Consider the following 16405-nt stretch of genomic DNA (forward strand, 5'->3'; position numbering starts at 1 on the left):
CTTATTCTGCGGTGAGTTTTCGCTTTAAAATCTTGCCTGTCGCACTCATCGGCAATTGCGCCCTAAAATGAACGTGCCTTGGGTATTTATAATCGGCCAACTGAGCTTTACACCATGCCTTGAGGGTTTGTTCATCCGCTTCGTGGTTGTTATCCAAGACAACAAACGCATGTATTTCTTCGCCATGTACGGCATGGGGTAACCCAACAACAGCAACCATAGCCACGGCTTCGTGTGCCATGAGGATTTCTTCTACCTCGCGTGGATAGACGTTATAGCCACCGCGCACAATCATTTCCTTTATACGGTCAACAATGTAGAGGTAACCGCTACTATCGAGCCGGCCGATATCCCCGGTGCGGAACCAGCCGTCCACCAACACTTCCTCAGTGGCTTCCGGACGGTTGTAATAGCCCTTCATGACACTCGGGCTATTAATACAGATTTCGCCAAGCTCGCCCGCGGGTACATCATCGCCGTTCAAATCAATAATTTTGATCGCCGTTGCACACAGAGGTTGGCCGACACTACCGGGAATACGCTTGGCATCAACATGGTTAAATGTGGCGACAGGGGCGGTTTCAGATAGCCCGTACCCCTCAAGGATCGGAATATTGAACCGACTTTCAAATTGCTTAATGATCTCAACCGGCATAGAGGCGCCGCCAGAAATGCCTAGCCTCAGCTTCTCCGACAACCGCTCAATCAGCGATTGATGATGTTCACAAGCCGCCAACAAGGCGATATACATCGTCGGGACACCGGCAAAAACCGTAACTTGATACGCATCAAGCGCTTCCAGTACCGCGTCGGGATCAAATCTGGGGATCAGGACCATACTACTGCCACTCAGTATCGATGCATTCATCAACACTGTTTGGCCAAAGCTATGGAATAACGGCAAGGTGATAAGAGTCGTATCCAGCTTAGAGAGCCGCATCAGATTTTGCGACGCCATGGCATTGGTCAGCATATTCGTATGCGTCAGCTCTGCCCCCTTCGGTCGCCCCGTCGTGCCCGAGGTGTAGAGGATCACCGCAGTATCATCCCCGGCACTGGGGTAAACATCACAATATGTAGATTGCTTCTCGACCCACTCAGCAAAATGGATTTCTCCCTCATGAGCAGGCAAAGTATGTCCGGGGGTTGGAATTTGAATAAAGTGTTTACAGCTGCTTGCCTGAGTAAACCCACTACGTCCCATCTCGCCAATCGGCATCTCGGGAGTCCCTTCAAAACAAAAGTAGGCTTTTGCTTCTGAGTCTTCCAGGTGGTATGCGACCTCTCTGGCTTTGAATAAGACATTAAGAGGCACGACCGTACAGCCAGCTTTTAAGATTCCATAATAGATAGCAGGAAAGTACGGCAGGTTCGGAGATGAAAGCGCGACTTTGTCCCCGGGCACCAAGCCGAGCCCTTTCAACCCGTTGGCAATCTGATTGGCCAACACGTTCAACTGGCTAAAGCTAAGATTTTGACCCGCACACGTTAGTGCATTTTTGGATGGATACAATGTTGCACAGCGTTCTAGATTTACAGCAAGATTCAGCATTTACGACCTCTTGTTATGGTTTTATTTCACATTAGAAAAGGGGTACTGCTTGGCCCACTAGCGCTGTTATTTCACACTAGTGAGCCTTTAAATAACGAGTAACAACGACTGCAATTATTTTTTATCAATCAAGCTGGGATCAGGCTTGCCAACGAACATTCGCAATATCAAACGTTGTAGCAGGCCGCCATATGGTGGGCTGAAAATTTGGATCGGAAACCAAGGCTTCATTTCCAATACCGAGCGGGCATGGCTTAGTTCACGAAAGCCTTCTTCTCCATGGTAGTTACCTATTCCAGAGTTGCCCGTACCACCAAAGGGCACTGCATGGTTGAGTACATGCCACCCCCAATCATTGATGGTAACGCCTCCACTATGGGTATGGGTCAGCACCCATTCCCGCCGCTCAGTATCATGGCTGAACAAGTAACAGGCCAGTGGCCGGGGCCGCGACTGGATATGCTCGACAACATCATCGAGTTCGTCATACCCGTACACGGGTAACAGCGGTCCAAAAATTTCCTCTTGGCAAATGCGCATCGCCGGCGACAGTGAAGTAACGATATGCAACGGATACTGACGCCCCTCCCCCTTCTCACCGCAGCGAACAATGACCGCACCTTTTTGCTCGGCATCCTCCACCAGCGCCATAAATCGGGCTTCTTGCGCCTCATCGACTAAATTCGTGATATCGGGGTTACCACTCAGGCTCGGGTACATTGCTCGGTTTGCCTTCTGCACGGCAGCAACAAAATTCTCGACTTTTTCCCTTGGTACCATGGCGTAGTCCGGGGCAATACAGATCTGCCCCGAGTTGAGCCCTTTGCCGTGGGCGATGCGTTCAGCTGCTTTTTCTATCTCATAGTCATCAAACACAATAGCCGGTGACTTACCCCCCAGCTCAAGCGTTACAGGGGTCAAATTGGCCGCAGCATTGGCCATGATATGTTTGCCGCTTGCCGGTGAGCCGGTGAAAACCAGATGGTCGAAAGGCAGGTGGGAAATCTCCATCGCTTGGGGATGCTCCCCCTCAATAATACACACCAGATCCTCACTGTAGATCTCGGCCAGCATCCGCTTGAGTACTGCGGTGGTTTGCGGGCAGTTGGGTGGCATTTTGATCATGCAGCGATTACCCGCTGCCAACGCCGTGATCATCGGCCCGATTGATAGATACAAAGGGAAGTTCCACGGGCAGATAATGCCGACAATCCCCTTGGGTTGATAGCGCACCTGAAGCTTATTGCCTTTAAATAGCCACTCTGTCGGCCTACGGCTTGGCTTTGACCACCGCTTGATGTGACTGAGTACATGGTTGATATCTAAAATCGGCGCCAGCACGTCAGCCAGAATAGACTCCGTGTGCGAGCGATGGCCAAAATCAAGGCTCATGGCATCAGCCAGCAGCTGCTGATAGCGGCTCAACTGGGATTTCAGCGCTGTTAGACGCTCTTTCCTCAATGGAATACTTGGATACGGTTCTTGTCTGAAAGCACGTTGCAAGGCTATGAATTTATCATTCAAATCATCAACTTGACTGGAATCATGTGGCATCGTTTGTTGATTGGCGACAATACACGGTTCACTCATAGTAAAAATTCACCTCATAGTAATACCGTCACAGTACAACATTTGATTAACATTAATCACAGGTCGCAAGCAGACAATAATAGGTGAAATACGGACAACCCAATAAAGTGAGTAAATGTTTGTGGTAATCTGTTGCGTATGGTCAATCTAGAATTAAAATATGGAATATATTGCTGATTACGCCCCGAGTGCCAACGATTACACTTACGGTATATTAGATATTCAACTCTTGGTAAAAATGCTCGAGAAAGAAGGAATTGCTGTTGAAACCTTACTCTCGGGCAGCAACCTAACACCTGATGATCTGGCCTCACCCAACACCCACATTCGCTACCGGGATAAATTGGCAGTATTTGCTAATGCCATCGATTTATCCTCTCAGCCCGGACTTGGCCTGCTAGTAGGCAACCAAGCTCGATTTAGTGATTTTGGTGTCCTCGGCTATGCCGTCTTCAGCAGTGCGACTCTCGGTGAGGCACTGCTTATTGGCTTTAAATACCTCCGCCTCGCGGGTCCGGTATTACGCAAAAAAATGTGGATCAATGGAGATATCGGTGGATTCAGTGGCGAAGAGCTGCTGGAGCTCGATGCAAAACTACTCCGTTTCTGTGCCGAATACTGGTTCAGTGCCATCAAATCACTATGCGAAGAAGTCACCCAGACACGCTTCCCAGCTCAGAAACTCTACTTTCCTTTTCCCGAGCCGAGCTACAGCCACCTGTACCAAGAAATCTTCCAATGCCCCGTGGTATTCAACAGCAACAAACTCGAATGGCATTTTGACTCGGAGTGGCTGGCACGCCCGCTGCCAACAACCAACCCTCTGACGTTGAAAATGTGCCTGCAGTCTTGCGATGACATGCTCTCTAAGCTAAGCCACCCTACGACATTGGCCGACAAAGTCTCGTTGTTCTTTGTTGAATGCTCAGGACGCTACCCGAGCATCGAACAGGTCGCTGACCACTTTTCCATGTCTTCACGTACCCTTCGCCGGCGCTTGACCAACCTGGGCACAAGCTATCAGTCCTTGCTGGATCAAGTACGCTCTAACCTGGCCAAAGATTATCTAAAGACGACGCACATGAGCCTGGATGAGATTGCCGAACGCATCGGCTTTTCAGACAGTGCCAATTTTCGCCATGCCTTCCAAAAGTGGACCGGCATAAGCCCTTCGCAATACCGTAAAAGCACTCGGGCCGGCAACAAAACCTAACCCTTGCAGCGCACTTGGTACCTTGTCTTTTATGCACGACACCCTAGAAGCTATGACCCTTTGGCGACCGAAATAATTTGCTCGTACAGCCAACGCTGAGCCGGATCATTCATACTCGGCTGGTGCCAGACAAGACTGTAAGACACTTCGCCGTAATTGAAAGGCAACGGTTTGGTGATTAACGCTTTGGCCTGAAGAGCGACATCGGCCCATTGACGCGAGCAAGTGAATAACAAATCACTGTGGTGGCACATCAAGGCTGCGCCACCAAAATCCGGCACATGAACCGCAATTTTGCGTTTCTGGTGCTGCTGGGCAAGCTGCAGCTCGAAAAACGGCACATTCAAGTCGTTATCAGTAATACCAACGTGACCGTAGCTCAGGTAATCATCGATGGTCAGTTTCTTGCCTGCCAGCGGATGGTTAGGATTCATCAAGCACACCATTTCGTCATCTAATAAGGTTTCCCAAACCAAATTATTCTGGGTGCTCGGCGGCTGGCTCTTGTCATGGGGCAAGATAATAAAATCCAACTGGCCTTTGGCAAGGCTGTCAAAACCCATGTTGTCCCGCGACCAAATTTCCAACCGCATACCCGGCGCTTGCTCCAACACTCTGGCACTGAGCTTGGCCGCTAACAATTCGAAGGTGCTTTCGCGCATCGCCAACGAAAAACGCCCCTGGTAAGACGCCGGATCAAAAGCCTCCTGCGTCAACATCTGGTTCATCTCGTTGATCATCTGATGCACGGTTGGCCCCAGGCGGCGCGCCAGCGGCGTCGCGACAAGCTGGTTACCATGGCGGTAGAACAGCTCATCATTGAGGCTCTCCCTCAACTGGGTCAAGGTTTTACTGACAGAGGACGGGCTCAGGCATAACCGCTCAGCACTGGCAGTGACACTGAGCGTGTCCAGCATCACATGCAGTGTAATGAGATGCTTCATGCTGATTCGGGATAGTTTAATTAAATCCATAAGCCTTTCAGTATCCAGATGAAAAAACGATAGCTACAAAAAAGCCAGTAGGTTATCTACTGGCTTGTTTCATAATAAATTATTCTAGATGGGCGTCAAATAAAGATTAACGCAGGCCGTGCAGAAATTCAGCGCGGGTGGCTGGGTTGCGCTTAAAAATACCACCCAAGGCTGTTGTCGTCGTGGTACTGGTCGCATCCATTACACCGCGCGCTTTCACGCAGTAGTGGGTTGCATCCATGGTGACCGCAACATCATCGCTTTCCAGCAGGGTTTGCAGTGCCACCAAAATTTGTTGGGTCATACGCTCCTGTACCTGCGGGCGCTGGGCAAAGAAACGGACGATACGATTGATCTTGGACAGGCCAATGATCTTACCGCGCGGAATGTAAGCGACTGTCGCAGTACCATCAATAGTCACCAAGTGGTGCTCACAGGTACTGGTCAGGGTAATGTCTTTCACGCGAACCATTTCATCACACTTCATCTTGTTCTCGATGACGGTGATCTTCGGGAAGTTGGCGTAATCTAGACCAGAAAACACTTCGTCAACATACATTTTCGCGATTCGATGGGGAGTTTCAACCAGGCTGTCATCGGTTAAATCCAGTGAAAGAAGCTCGAGGATCTCACGCATGTGATACTCGATTTTTTCCTTCTTTTCTTCGCGGCTTACCACCTTGTCAGTCATCGGGGTTTCTAGGCCACGCTCAACCAGTGCTTGGCGCACCTTCAATGCAGATTCGCTAAATGCAGTCATTCTTTTCCTCCAACCGGCTGGGCTTAAGGCAAACATCAAGTAATTTTAGTTACTTATATGTACAAAACACGCCCAAATACGAGTGCCAGCAAACTTTGAGACGGAAGGATACCTTTAAATGATCAAAAATACACTAGGAATTACACTACAAAACTACTCAGGTATTAGTGCTAGTGACCTTTTTTTGTCATAATTACGCCACTAAAACATATAACGACGATAGACGGATACCTATTATGGGATGTTGTGACACTCCAGGCTTAATGCCAGTCGAAACCGCACTGACTAAAATTCTTGACCAGGTTGAACCACTCAAAGATGTAACATCAGTTTCTCTTTCTGACGGTATGGGCTTGGTGCTGGCTGAAGATATTTGCTCACCAATTAACGTACCCCCTTTTGCTAACTCGGCAATGGATGGCTATGCCCTGCGCAGTGCTGATCTGGAAAGTACAGATACCTTGCGCATGGCAGGTAAGTCATTTGCCGGCATCCCCTACGACGGTGTTTGCCAGCCTGGCGAATGTATCCGCATCATGACCGGTGCTCAAATGCCAGAAGGTGCTGATACCGTTATCATGCAGGAAGAAACCGATGTCGACGGTGATAACATCCGCTTCACGGCCAAGGTCTCTCACGGCAAGAACGTCCGCCCTATTGGTGATGATGTTCATCAGGGTGATGTGGTCGTCGCAAAAGGCAACCGTATCACCGCCCGCGAGATGCCACTGCTGGCTTCTCTGGGTATTGCTACCCTGCCCGTTTATCGTCGCCCAGTGGTTGCTTTCTTCTCGACCGGTGATGAGCTTCGCCCGGTTGGCGAGCCGCTGGAAGCGGGTCAGATCTACGACAGCAACCGCTACGGCATCCGTGCTCTATTGGAAAAATTCGGTTGTGACGTAATGGATCTGGGGATTATCCCTGACTGTCCTGAAAAACTGCGTGAAGCCTTCGATAAAGCCACCACCGCCGATGTATTGGTTACCTCCGGTGGTGTCAGCGTGGGCGAAGCCGACTACACCAAAGACATCTTGGATGAGCAAGGCGAGATCGGCTTTTGGAAAATTGCGATGAAACCGGGCAAACCTTTTGCCTTCGGTACCATCAAAAACACTTGGTTCTGTGGCCTGCCGGGCAACCCGGTATCGGCCATGGTCACGCTTTACCAATTGGTACAGCCCATGCTGGCCAAGCTGTCGGGCCATAGCCAATACCAGCCACCGCAGCGCCTGAAAGCCAAGGCGACAACAGTCTTTAAAAAGCGTCCGGGCCGTGCCGACTACCAACGTGGCATCTATCAACTGAACAGCGAAGGCCTGGTTGAAGTGGCAACGACAGGCAACCAGGGCTCAGGCGCCTTTAGCTCGATGCACCAGGCCAACTGCTTTGTAGTGCTCGAGCAAGAGCGCGGCCGTGTGATGCCGGGCGAAGAAGTGACGATCGAGCTGTTCAACCACGCAATGTACTAAATACGCTAAAGACGGTGCTCGCCAACCGGCGAGCACGCCTCCCGCACATAACTACCGACAGGAATATATAGTGGTAGAACTTACCGATGCAGAGATGCTGCGCTATAACCGCCAGATTATTCTTAGACAATTTGATTTTGATGGCCAGGAAGCGCTCAAAGCCACCTCGATGCTGATCCTTGGTGCTGGTGGATTGGGTTGTGCATCCAGCCAATACCTTGCAGCCGCCGGCGTTGGCAAGCTCACCTTGATCGATGACGATAAAGTCGAAGTGTCCAACCTCCAGCGACAGGTTTTGCACAACGACAGCACGGTCGGCATGCTGAAAGTCGACTCTGCCAAGCGGGCTCTGCAGATGATCAACCCGAATACCGTTATCGCAACCGTGGCAAAACGTCTTGATGACGAAGCTCTAAAAGCGCTTATTAAGCAGCATGATATGGTGCTCGATTGTTGTGATAATGTGGATACCCGAAACCAGCTAAATCGATTGTGTTTCGAAACCAAGACTCCGTTGATTTCCGGTGCAGCTATCCGCATGGAAGGCCAGATCAGTGTTTATACCTATCAGGATAACGAGCCTTGCTACCAGTGCCTGAGCGCCCTATTTGGCCAGCAAGCCCTGACGTGCGTAGAAGCCGGGATCATGTCGCCGGTAGTTGGCATTGTCGGCGCGGTACAAGCCATGGAAGCGATTAAAGTCGCCGCTAATATGGGACAGCCACTGACGGGTAAAATCCTGATGCTCGATGCCATGACCATGAGCTGGCGGGAAATGAAACTCGGCAAGCAGCCGAGTTGTCAAGTTTGTGGTTAAGCTATGAAAAAGGAAGCATTTGCTTCCTTTTTACTATTGCGTGAATGCTTCAAACTTTGGCGTTATCCGGAGCTCGATTCGGCGGTTGAGTTGCCGCCCCTCTTCAGTATCATTATTCGCAATTGGGAAATCCTTACCAAAACCGAACAAACCTAATCGCGACTCATCGACCCCGTTATCAACTAGGATTGCATGTACCGCTTCTGCTCTTTGTGTAGAGAGTATCCGGTTATATTCTTCAGAGCCTATGCTATCGGTATGGCCACCAATAAACACTTTAGATTCAGGGAATTCCTTTAAAGTCTGAGAAAGCTGCTCAAGCACAACTCGCCCTCCAGTTTTCACATTGGAACTGTTATAAGCAAAACTATTATCCCCTTTTAAAGTGATAATAACTTGCCGCTCCTTTTGCTCAACATCACCGAACCGCTCAATCACCACCACGGAGGCTTGTTCGTAGTTTGCTGCTAAGAACTTATCCACCTCAGTCGCACTCTGCATGCCTGCTTTGTCAGATTGAGCACACCCAAAAACAAGCAAAGACAGCAGCAGCAACCCATATCTTTTACAATTTCGCATCAAAACTTCCCAGTTACTTTACGACACGAACAAACTTTATCAGGGTTCAGAGCGAAAATACTTCTAAATTCAACTTACGTGGAAATACTTCACACCAACAAATGAAATAATTGCATATTGTCAAATAGTCTATCGAGCGAAACCAAATCAATCTTGCCGCAGCCTTTATATCCTCTAACGACACATTCAGAAAATGTATGGGTTTGTATGGATTACGCATAAAAGCAATAAATAGCATTAAATTAGTGCTACTATCACCCCGTTAATGAACAGTGTTTTATAGGGTGTATATAATGAAAAAAATCGGACTGATCGCATGTGGTTTGAGCGCATTGCTACTTGCGGGCTGTGCAACCCCTTATGATACCGACCGTGACTCTTTCTGGTCATTCGGTAAAGGCTTCGAAGTTACTCCTCTTGCTCAGGATACTTGGCAAATCAGTTTTATCGGCAACGAAAATACTGACCGCACACTGGCCCGAAACTACCTGCTTCACAAAGCAGCAGAGCTCGCACAGGGTGCCGGCTATCCATACTTTGCGCTTCGCGGCGAACAGAACTTCCGCGACCAAACCGGTAGCTCAACCGGGCTTGGTTACTCGAGCAACGATTTCCTTTACGGTATTGGCAGCACGATCTCAGAAACTACCGTGATGGTTGAAGTCATTGGCATGAATGAAAAGCCAGCTGACAGTAACCTGCCTGTGTATGAATCAGACTTCATCTTAAAAAATGTCGATGTAAACTCTTAATCTACTTCCCACAGTTAAGCCGGTGTTGGAACATCGGCTTTTCTCCGAAGTGATAAAATCCTCTCATTTAGCACCAACTTTCTTTACCTCGGCAACATCAGAACTAAGCTTCATTAAAACAACAAGTTAAACTCAAGTTCAGAGGACTGTCTAATGCACGACTTACTGACTGTTAGCGTAACCGTCTTTATGGGTTTCTTCGCCATTATGAACCCGATCGCTAACACCGCTGTCTTCATCGGTTTAACCAGTGATCAAACCCACCAGCAACAGAAAGCGACAGCATTCAAAGCCCTATTGACTGCTTTTTGCATCGTGGCGGCTTTCAGCCTGCTAGGCAAAGGGATCTTCCACGCTTTCGGTATCACTCTACCCGCGCTTCGGATTTCAGGGGGCATCTTGGTGTTCCTGGTTGGTTACCATATGCTGCAAGGCAGTAGCTCTTCAATGCATAGTCATCAAGAAGAAGATAGCCAAAACAATACCAGCAGTGAAGGACAGGACGTGGCGATTTCACCGCTTGCTCTCCCCATACTGGCAGGGCCAGGCACCATCGCAACCGCCATGAACTATTCTGCGGCAGGTGGTTTTCTGAGTATCGCCGTCACGATTTCTGCCTTTGCACTGTTGTGCCTCATCAGCTTGATTTGCTTTATTTATGGCCAGAAGCTGGTGAGTTTGCTCGGGGTTAACGGATTAGGTATCGTCACCCGGCTAATGGGGTTAATCCTGACAGTCATCGGGATGCAAATGGGGATTCAGGGAATACATGATGCCATCGCCCTGTTCGATCACCTTACTAAATAAAAAGCCGGAACAAAGTCCGGCTTGGTATCTATTGGCTTTTCAGCTGAACAACTAACATTACTGCATCAGGTACAAATCACGACTGTATCGCGCTTCTGCTGCATTGGTGGCCGAGTAGCCGCCAACTTTTGTGCTCTTGAGCACTGAACGCGTGTAGTGATAAAGCGGGATAGCTGGCATCTCTTCAGAGAAAACCTGCTCCGCCTGCTGGTAGTACTTGTTACGCTCGTCATTGCTTGGCGATTGGATAGCTTTGGCCATTGCCTCGTCATAGGCATCACTCGACCAGCGAGAGTAGTTCATTCCGGTACTTTCAAAATAAGACAAGAAGGTTGAGGCTTCGTTGTAATCCCCTACCCAGGCATAACGGGCTACCGTAAAGTCTTTCTGACCCAGTTTCTGCAAAAACGTCTTCCACTCTTGGTTGGCCAAGTTGACCTTGGCACCCAGGGTCTTGTTCCACATCGACGACATCACAATCGCCAGTTTCTTGTGCGACTCTGAGGTGTTGTATACCAGCTCAAAGGACAGTGGATTCGATTTATCGAAACCAGCCTCTGCCAGCAGCTCTTTCGCTTTCTGATTTCGCTCTTTCTGGCTTAGCTGCCCCCATGCCAATTTCGGCGGTACAAAGCCATCTACCGATGGCGGGGTCACCCCATAAGCCGGGACCTGCCCTTGGCCAAGGATCACCTTGGTGACAACGTCACGATCAATCGCATAGGCCAGAGCTTTGCGGACCCTTGGATCATCAAACGGTGCTTTGCTGACATTGAATAAGTAGTAGTAAGTGCCGAGCGATGGCATGGTCAGTAACTCTTCCGGCCGCTGCTTTTTGATTGCATTATATTGCTCAAGAGGGAATGACGAGGTGATATGGATTTCCCCAGTCCGGAAACGGTTATATTCCGCAGTCATATCAGCAATTGGTAAATACGTCACCTTGTTGACGACTGTTTTGTCGTTGTTCCAATATTGGGGGTTGCGCTCCAGCACAATGCGCTCATTCAAGGTCCAGTTGGCCAGTTTGTAGGCACTGCTGGTAACAATGTTCTCCGGCTTGGTCCATGCATCGCCATGAGCTTCGATGGCGGGACGGTAAACCGGGAATGTCGACTCGTGTACCATCATTTTGACGAAATACGGGACCGGCTTATCCAGGGTGACCTGCAACGTTTTGTCATCAAGCGCTTTGACACCAAGCTGCTCCACCGGAAGCTTGCCTTCGTTGATTTTATCAGCATTAAGAATATGGGCAGTACTGTAATACCACGCATACGGGGCACCGGTTTTCGGATCCACCACCCGCTTGAAGCTGTACTCGAAGTCACCAGCAACAATCGGCTCACCGTTTGACCACTTAATGCCATCGCGCAGGTGGAAGGTGAACACTCGACCGTCATCCGATTGTTCCCAGTGCGTTGCCAGCGCAGGAATAATCTCGCCATCAGGACTTTGGGTCACCAGCCCCTCGAACATATCGGCAATAACGCGGGCACTGGAGGTATCTGAAGAGTAAGAAGGGTCTAACGTCGGAACTTCATCGCCATTGCCACGAACTATCTCCTGAACTTTAGCTAATGTCACATTATCGGGGACATCTGCCGCCCAAGTTGGGCTTGCCGCTAGCATTGCGACAGCAGCAGCGATCACTGTTAGCTTACTTCCTTGCATAATCTATCCTTGTGATGGTTGTAATAAAGGGTTAAACCGCTTTTAACATACACACATATTCACTCAGGTGATATGCTACCGCTCACAAAAAAGCCGGTGATAAACACCGGCTTTTGATTCAGTCTTGCAACCTTACACTGGTTAATTATCGTTCAAGCGAATTCCATCACGCTCAATAATAATAATGCCTTTTTTGTACAGGGCACCGATAGTCTTCTTGAAGGTCGCTTTACTGGTACGGAATTCTTTGAAGATTGCATCTGGTGACGACTTGTCGCTCAACGGAACAAAACCACCCTTGCGCTCAAGGGTCGTCAGAATTTTATCGGCCAAGTCATCAACCTTGGCCTTACCTGCTTTTTGCAGCGACAGGTTGATCTTGCCGTCTGGGCGGATTTCTTTAATGTAAGCTTTCAGCTTTTTGCCCGGGAACAGCTTGCCAAATGATTCTGTTTTGAACAGCAGTCCCCAGTGCTTGTCTTCAATCACCGCTTTGTAACCCAGATCGGTAATTTCAGCGATTTGTACTTGGACTTCTTCGCCAACTTTGTATTTAGCGGGTGTTTTATCCAAGAAACGATTGAACTTGGTGGAACCAACAATACGGCCTGATGCTTTATCCGTGTAAACACGCACCATGATATCCTGGCCGACTTCAAGGCGGCGGCGTTGCTCACTGAAAGGAACAAGCAGATCTTTTTCCAGGCCCCAGTCAACGAATGCCCCCACGCCACAAATGCCGACCACACGAAGCAAGGCAAAATCCCCCACTACCGCGTAAGGCTGCTTGGTCGTTGCAATGATGTCATCTTCAGAGTCGAAATATACAAAGACTTCCAGCTTATCACCCAGCTCAGTGCCAGCAGGAACACAAGCTTTAGGCAGTAGGATATTGCCAAAGTCTTCACCACCATCAAGGAATACGCCAAAATCAACCAGCTTGACGACCTCTAATGTGTTGTATTGTCCAATTCTAATCATTCTTTCGACACTCTCTGGGTAAATAAAACGGCCTGCTCATCTCACAGCCGCCAGTATGCGAAGCTTCGCAACAGCTTCATCTTAACATCAGGCGGCGCATTATACGTGATGTTAACCCAATGCGCCTGACCTATCTTTCATTTTTTGCTTATTTTTCACTCTAATAAAGCGCCAAATTCCAAATAACTCTGCTATTAACTGACTAATTCATCTAAAATTAATATTAATTCCGATAGTTAACGCTATATTAAAGTCCCCAAGCTAATGTGAGGTAGTGTAGTAGAGTGATCACAGTTGAAAAAAAAGACGGGCATAAACTCAAAATTTCCCACGTCATCCCAGAAACAACCAATCGACAACTGGATCTCTTTATTTTCGTTCCCGGTGAACTCGGATTAAACAGCAATATCATTGCTGAGGATGAATTTTTCCACAATGCTATCCAAGGTAAACGTACCTATTACAGTGACGTAAACCATTTACCCCTCGTCCACAGCCGCCTTGCCAGCCGAGGCAAGCTATCAACCGAACAGTACCGTTTGAGCTTGAGCCTCTATGCGTATCAATACGCCTTGGCGCTTGAGAAAACCACCCAGCAGCTGCTTGATGACAAAGAAGATCGCTCACTGGATGAAGTCGAAGAAATCGCCCAACTCACGATGCGGATCCTCAAGCGTCTGCGCCGTAACGTGCCCACCGACAAAAAACTGCACAAGTACTACGAGAATGTCGATAACTACCTGTCATGGTTTACCGAACAACGCTTGCTCGAGCTAGTCGCCCACTTGCCACGGAGCAGTGACTACAGTGAGATAAAATCGCTACTGCTTGAAGTCTGTGAAAGAGAGTCTGAACATCGTAGCAAGCATGACTACAACTCGTCCAAGGCCATGGAAGATCCGACTCGGATGTCTAACAAGATGCGCCTGCTCCGCCGTTTGATCGAGTACCCGGTAACCATGAAAGAAAAAACCACCGAGCTGGGCCAAAACACACGCAAAGTGGTTACTGGCTTTGCTGCAGGGTTTGTGATGATTTTCGTAACGTTAATGCTCATCAAAGCACGAGGGGTACTCGGCGATATTACCGCCTCTTTCATTTTGGTGCTCTCTTTCATCTATGCCGCCCGTGAAGTATTCAAGGATGACTTGAAAACCATGCTTTGGCGCTGGGTGCGTAAAGGCAAGCCGAAATGGCGCAAGCAATTCTTTGACGTCAACTCAAACCAATTGATTGGCCGCCAGCTTGAATGGATGGAATACTGCGCCTTCAAGGAACTCGACAAGGAAATCCGAAAAGTACGCAAGCACAAAGTCTCCCAGCACGAGGAAACCGTACTGCATTACAAGAGCACGACCCGGATGTCACCCACCAAATTCCTGACCGGTTATGAGCAAACCCGTGAATCCATTATGTTGGATCTCCGCACTATTACCCGTCTGATGGAGAAAGGCTCGCAGAAAATCTACCAGCTCAAAGACGGCCAGGTCTCTAAGGAGTCGGTAGAAAAGCGCCATTTGATCAACCTTGTCACCCGGGAGAAAGTTGATGACAAGACCATTTCGATCCAACGCTGGAAAGTGATTATGAACCGCTCGAAAATTGTCGATATCGAGCCGATTGAAACCTACAACGGGGAATAACCCTACACTCTCTCCGTTGTAACCTCACGGACAGTTGATACGCTTAAAGGGAAGCCATTTAGATGATCCCTATATGAAAAAACTGTCCGAGCTCGTCTTCAACAACACCTACAGCGCACTACCGAAAAGTTTTGGTACCTTCATCAAACCTCAGCCGCTTGATGATCCTTTCCTGGTCAGTGTGAACAACCGCGTTAGCCAAATGCTTGAGCTTGATCCGGCTCAAGCCCATACCCAATACTTTGTTGACCTCTTTACCGGCAACGATGAGCACCCAGCGATGGCTCCTCTTGCCATGAAGTACACCGGCCATCAATTTGGCCAATATAACCCTGATCTGGGTGACGGACGAGGCTTGCTAATGGGAGAAGTACTGACATCTTCCGGGCAAAAGTGGGATATACACCTGAAAGGCTCCGGCCTTACCCCCTACTCGCGCCAAGGGGATGGCCGGGCTGTATTGCGCTCCAGCATCCGTGAATACCTGGCCAGCGCCGCAATGGCGGGGTTGGGGATCAAAACAACCCATGCATTGGCGGTGCTCTCGAGCAACACCCCAGTATTTAGAGAAACGGTCGAGCGCGGAGCAACCTTGATCCGGGTGGCGGACAGCCACCTAAGGTTCGGTCATTTCGAGTACTTTTTTTATACCCAGCAATATGCCGAATTAAAACTACTGGCCGACTATCTAATCAGCCATCACTTTCCTGAAATCAATCGCCATAATAATGAGACCGGCCAGTATCGGGAGATGTTCAACCACATAGTTCAACTGACCGCCGAAATGATAGCCGACTGGCAAGCGGTAGGATTTGCTCATGGGGTGATGAATACCGACAATATGTCGGTACTCGGCCTGACGTTCGATTACGGTCCATACGGCTTTCTCGATGACTACGAGCCCGGCTATATTTGTAACCACTCTGATTACTCCGGCCGATATGCGTTCAACCAGCAACCAACGATCGCCTTGTGGAATTTATCCGCTCTGGGCTATGCATTAACCCCGCTGTTGGAAAAACAAGCCATTGATCAGGCCCTTCAGAACTATCAGCCGCTATTGCAGAAAGCTTACAGCAAGAAAATGCGCCATAAGCTGGGATTGAAAGCAACACTCGAACAAGATACCGCGCTATTTGCTGGTTTGTTTGATTTATTGAAATCCCAAGCCGTTGACTACACGCTGTTCTTCCGCACGTTATCGTCGCTCCCTCATGCCGAACTCCTATCAGCAAGTCACCACTTTCAGGCCCTGTTTGAAGATCTCGCCCCTTTGGCTGCCTGGCTGTCTTTATATTCAGTTCGGCTGGAAAAAGAATCGTTAGATGATGCAGATCGCCTCGATCTCATGAGATCAACCAACCCCAAGTTTATCCTGAGGAACTACCTCGCCCAGCAAGCCATTGAGCTGGCAGAAAAAGGGGATTTTTCCATGATCGAGCAACTACTGGCCATCCTCCAACATCCCTTTGATGAACACCCGGAATTCGATGCCTTTGCAAAACGCCCACCTGAATGGGGCAAAAAGTTGGAAATCAGCTGCTCTTCTTGATACAGAAAAGCCATTTACAGCTCGTAAATGGCTTCATTGTTT

14 protein-coding genes are annotated in these 16405 nt (G+C 49.0%); 7 read left to right on the plus strand and 7 right to left on the minus strand.

Annotation, left to right across the window (positions count from 1 at the left end):
* Nucleotide 1: 1 nt before the first annotated feature.
* Complete coding sequence (locus C9J03_RS21460; protein WP_044623230.1) at nucleotides 2–1552, minus strand: long-chain-fatty-acid--CoA ligase; 1551 nt, start codon at nucleotides 1550–1552, stop codon at nucleotides 2–4.
* Nucleotides 1553–1666: 114 nt separating this feature from the next.
* Nucleotides 1667–3142 (minus strand): coniferyl aldehyde dehydrogenase, encoded by a 1476-nt coding sequence (locus tag C9J03_RS21465; RefSeq protein WP_082060604.1) that lies wholly within the window; start codon nucleotides 3140–3142, stop codon nucleotides 1667–1669.
* Between the two features lie 160 nt (nucleotides 3143–3302).
* Here C9J03_RS21465 and C9J03_RS21470 point away from each other — a divergent pair, with 160 nt between their 5' ends.
* Nucleotides 3303–4355, plus strand: coding sequence for an AraC family transcriptional regulator (locus C9J03_RS21470; protein ID WP_044623229.1), 1053 nt, complete (start codon nucleotides 3303–3305; stop codon nucleotides 4353–4355).
* A gap of 50 nt (nucleotides 4356–4405) precedes the next feature.
* Here the strand turns inward: C9J03_RS21470 and C9J03_RS21475 are convergent, their stop codons facing one another.
* Together C9J03_RS21475 and folE are read right to left on the minus strand one after the other, a co-directional pair.
* Nucleotides 4406–5329, minus strand: a complete 924-nt coding sequence (locus tag C9J03_RS21475) for a LysR family transcriptional regulator (RefSeq protein ID WP_044623228.1) — start codon at nucleotides 5327–5329, stop codon at nucleotides 4406–4408.
* A gap of 106 nt (nucleotides 5330–5435) precedes the next feature.
* Nucleotides 5436–6089 carry a GTP cyclohydrolase I FolE gene (gene folE, locus C9J03_RS21480; protein ID WP_039456800.1) on the minus strand — a complete coding sequence of 218 codons (654 nt, stop codon included), beginning with the start codon at nucleotides 6087–6089 and terminating at the stop codon, nucleotides 5436–5438.
* Between the two features lie 236 nt (nucleotides 6090–6325).
* Here folE and moeA point away from each other — a divergent pair, with 236 nt between their 5' ends.
* A complete protein-coding gene (gene moeA / locus C9J03_RS21485; RefSeq protein ID WP_044623227.1) occupies nucleotides 6326–7558 on the plus strand; it encodes a molybdopterin molybdotransferase MoeA in 1233 nt (410 codons plus the stop codon).
* Nucleotides 7559–7628: 70 nt separating this feature from the next.
* The gene (gene moeB, locus C9J03_RS21490) at nucleotides 7629–8375 is read left to right on the plus strand and encodes a molybdopterin-synthase adenylyltransferase MoeB (protein WP_044623226.1); all 747 of its coding nucleotides are present in this window, start codon (nucleotides 7629–7631) and stop codon (nucleotides 8373–8375) included.
* 33 nt (nucleotides 8376–8408) lie between these two features.
* Here the strand turns inward: moeB and C9J03_RS21495 are convergent, their stop codons facing one another.
* Nucleotides 8409–8954 (minus strand): OmpA family protein, encoded by a 546-nt coding sequence (locus tag C9J03_RS21495; protein WP_044623225.1) that lies wholly within the window; start codon nucleotides 8952–8954, stop codon nucleotides 8409–8411.
* A 293-nt stretch (nucleotides 8955–9247) separates the two neighbouring features.
* Here C9J03_RS21495 and C9J03_RS21500 point away from each other — a divergent pair, with 293 nt between their 5' ends.
* Entirely contained in the window at nucleotides 9248–9706 is a 459-nt protein-coding gene (locus C9J03_RS21500) for a CC0125/CC1285 family lipoprotein (RefSeq protein ID WP_044623224.1), read from the plus strand.
* A 153-nt stretch (nucleotides 9707–9859) separates the two neighbouring features.
* Nucleotides 9860–10513, plus strand: coding sequence for a MarC family protein (locus C9J03_RS21505; protein ID WP_044623223.1), 654 nt, complete (start codon nucleotides 9860–9862; stop codon nucleotides 10511–10513).
* Nucleotides 10514–10570: 57 nt separating this feature from the next.
* Here the strand turns inward: C9J03_RS21505 and C9J03_RS21510 are convergent, their stop codons facing one another.
* Nucleotides 10571–12187 (minus strand): peptide ABC transporter substrate-binding protein, encoded by a 1617-nt coding sequence (locus C9J03_RS21510; RefSeq protein ID WP_044623222.1) that lies wholly within the window; start codon nucleotides 12185–12187, stop codon nucleotides 10571–10573.
* Between the two features lie 141 nt (nucleotides 12188–12328).
* A complete protein-coding gene (locus tag C9J03_RS21515; protein WP_044623221.1) occupies nucleotides 12329–13168 on the minus strand; it encodes a CvfB family protein in 840 nt (279 codons plus the stop codon).
* Nucleotides 13169–13452: 284 nt separating this feature from the next.
* Here C9J03_RS21515 and C9J03_RS21520 point away from each other — a divergent pair, with 284 nt between their 5' ends.
* Entirely contained in the window at nucleotides 13453–14811 is a 1359-nt protein-coding gene (locus C9J03_RS21520; RefSeq protein WP_039456824.1) for a hypothetical protein, read from the plus strand.
* Between the two features lie 73 nt (nucleotides 14812–14884).
* Nucleotides 14885–16363 (plus strand): protein adenylyltransferase SelO, encoded by a 1479-nt coding sequence (locus C9J03_RS21525; RefSeq protein WP_044623220.1) that lies wholly within the window; start codon nucleotides 14885–14887, stop codon nucleotides 16361–16363.
* Nucleotides 16364–16405 lie beyond the last annotated feature (42 nt).

The sequence above is a fragment of the Photobacterium gaetbulicola genome (assembly GCF_003025515.1).
Classification (GTDB): domain Bacteria; phylum Pseudomonadota; class Gammaproteobacteria; order Enterobacterales; family Vibrionaceae; genus Photobacterium; species Photobacterium gaetbulicola.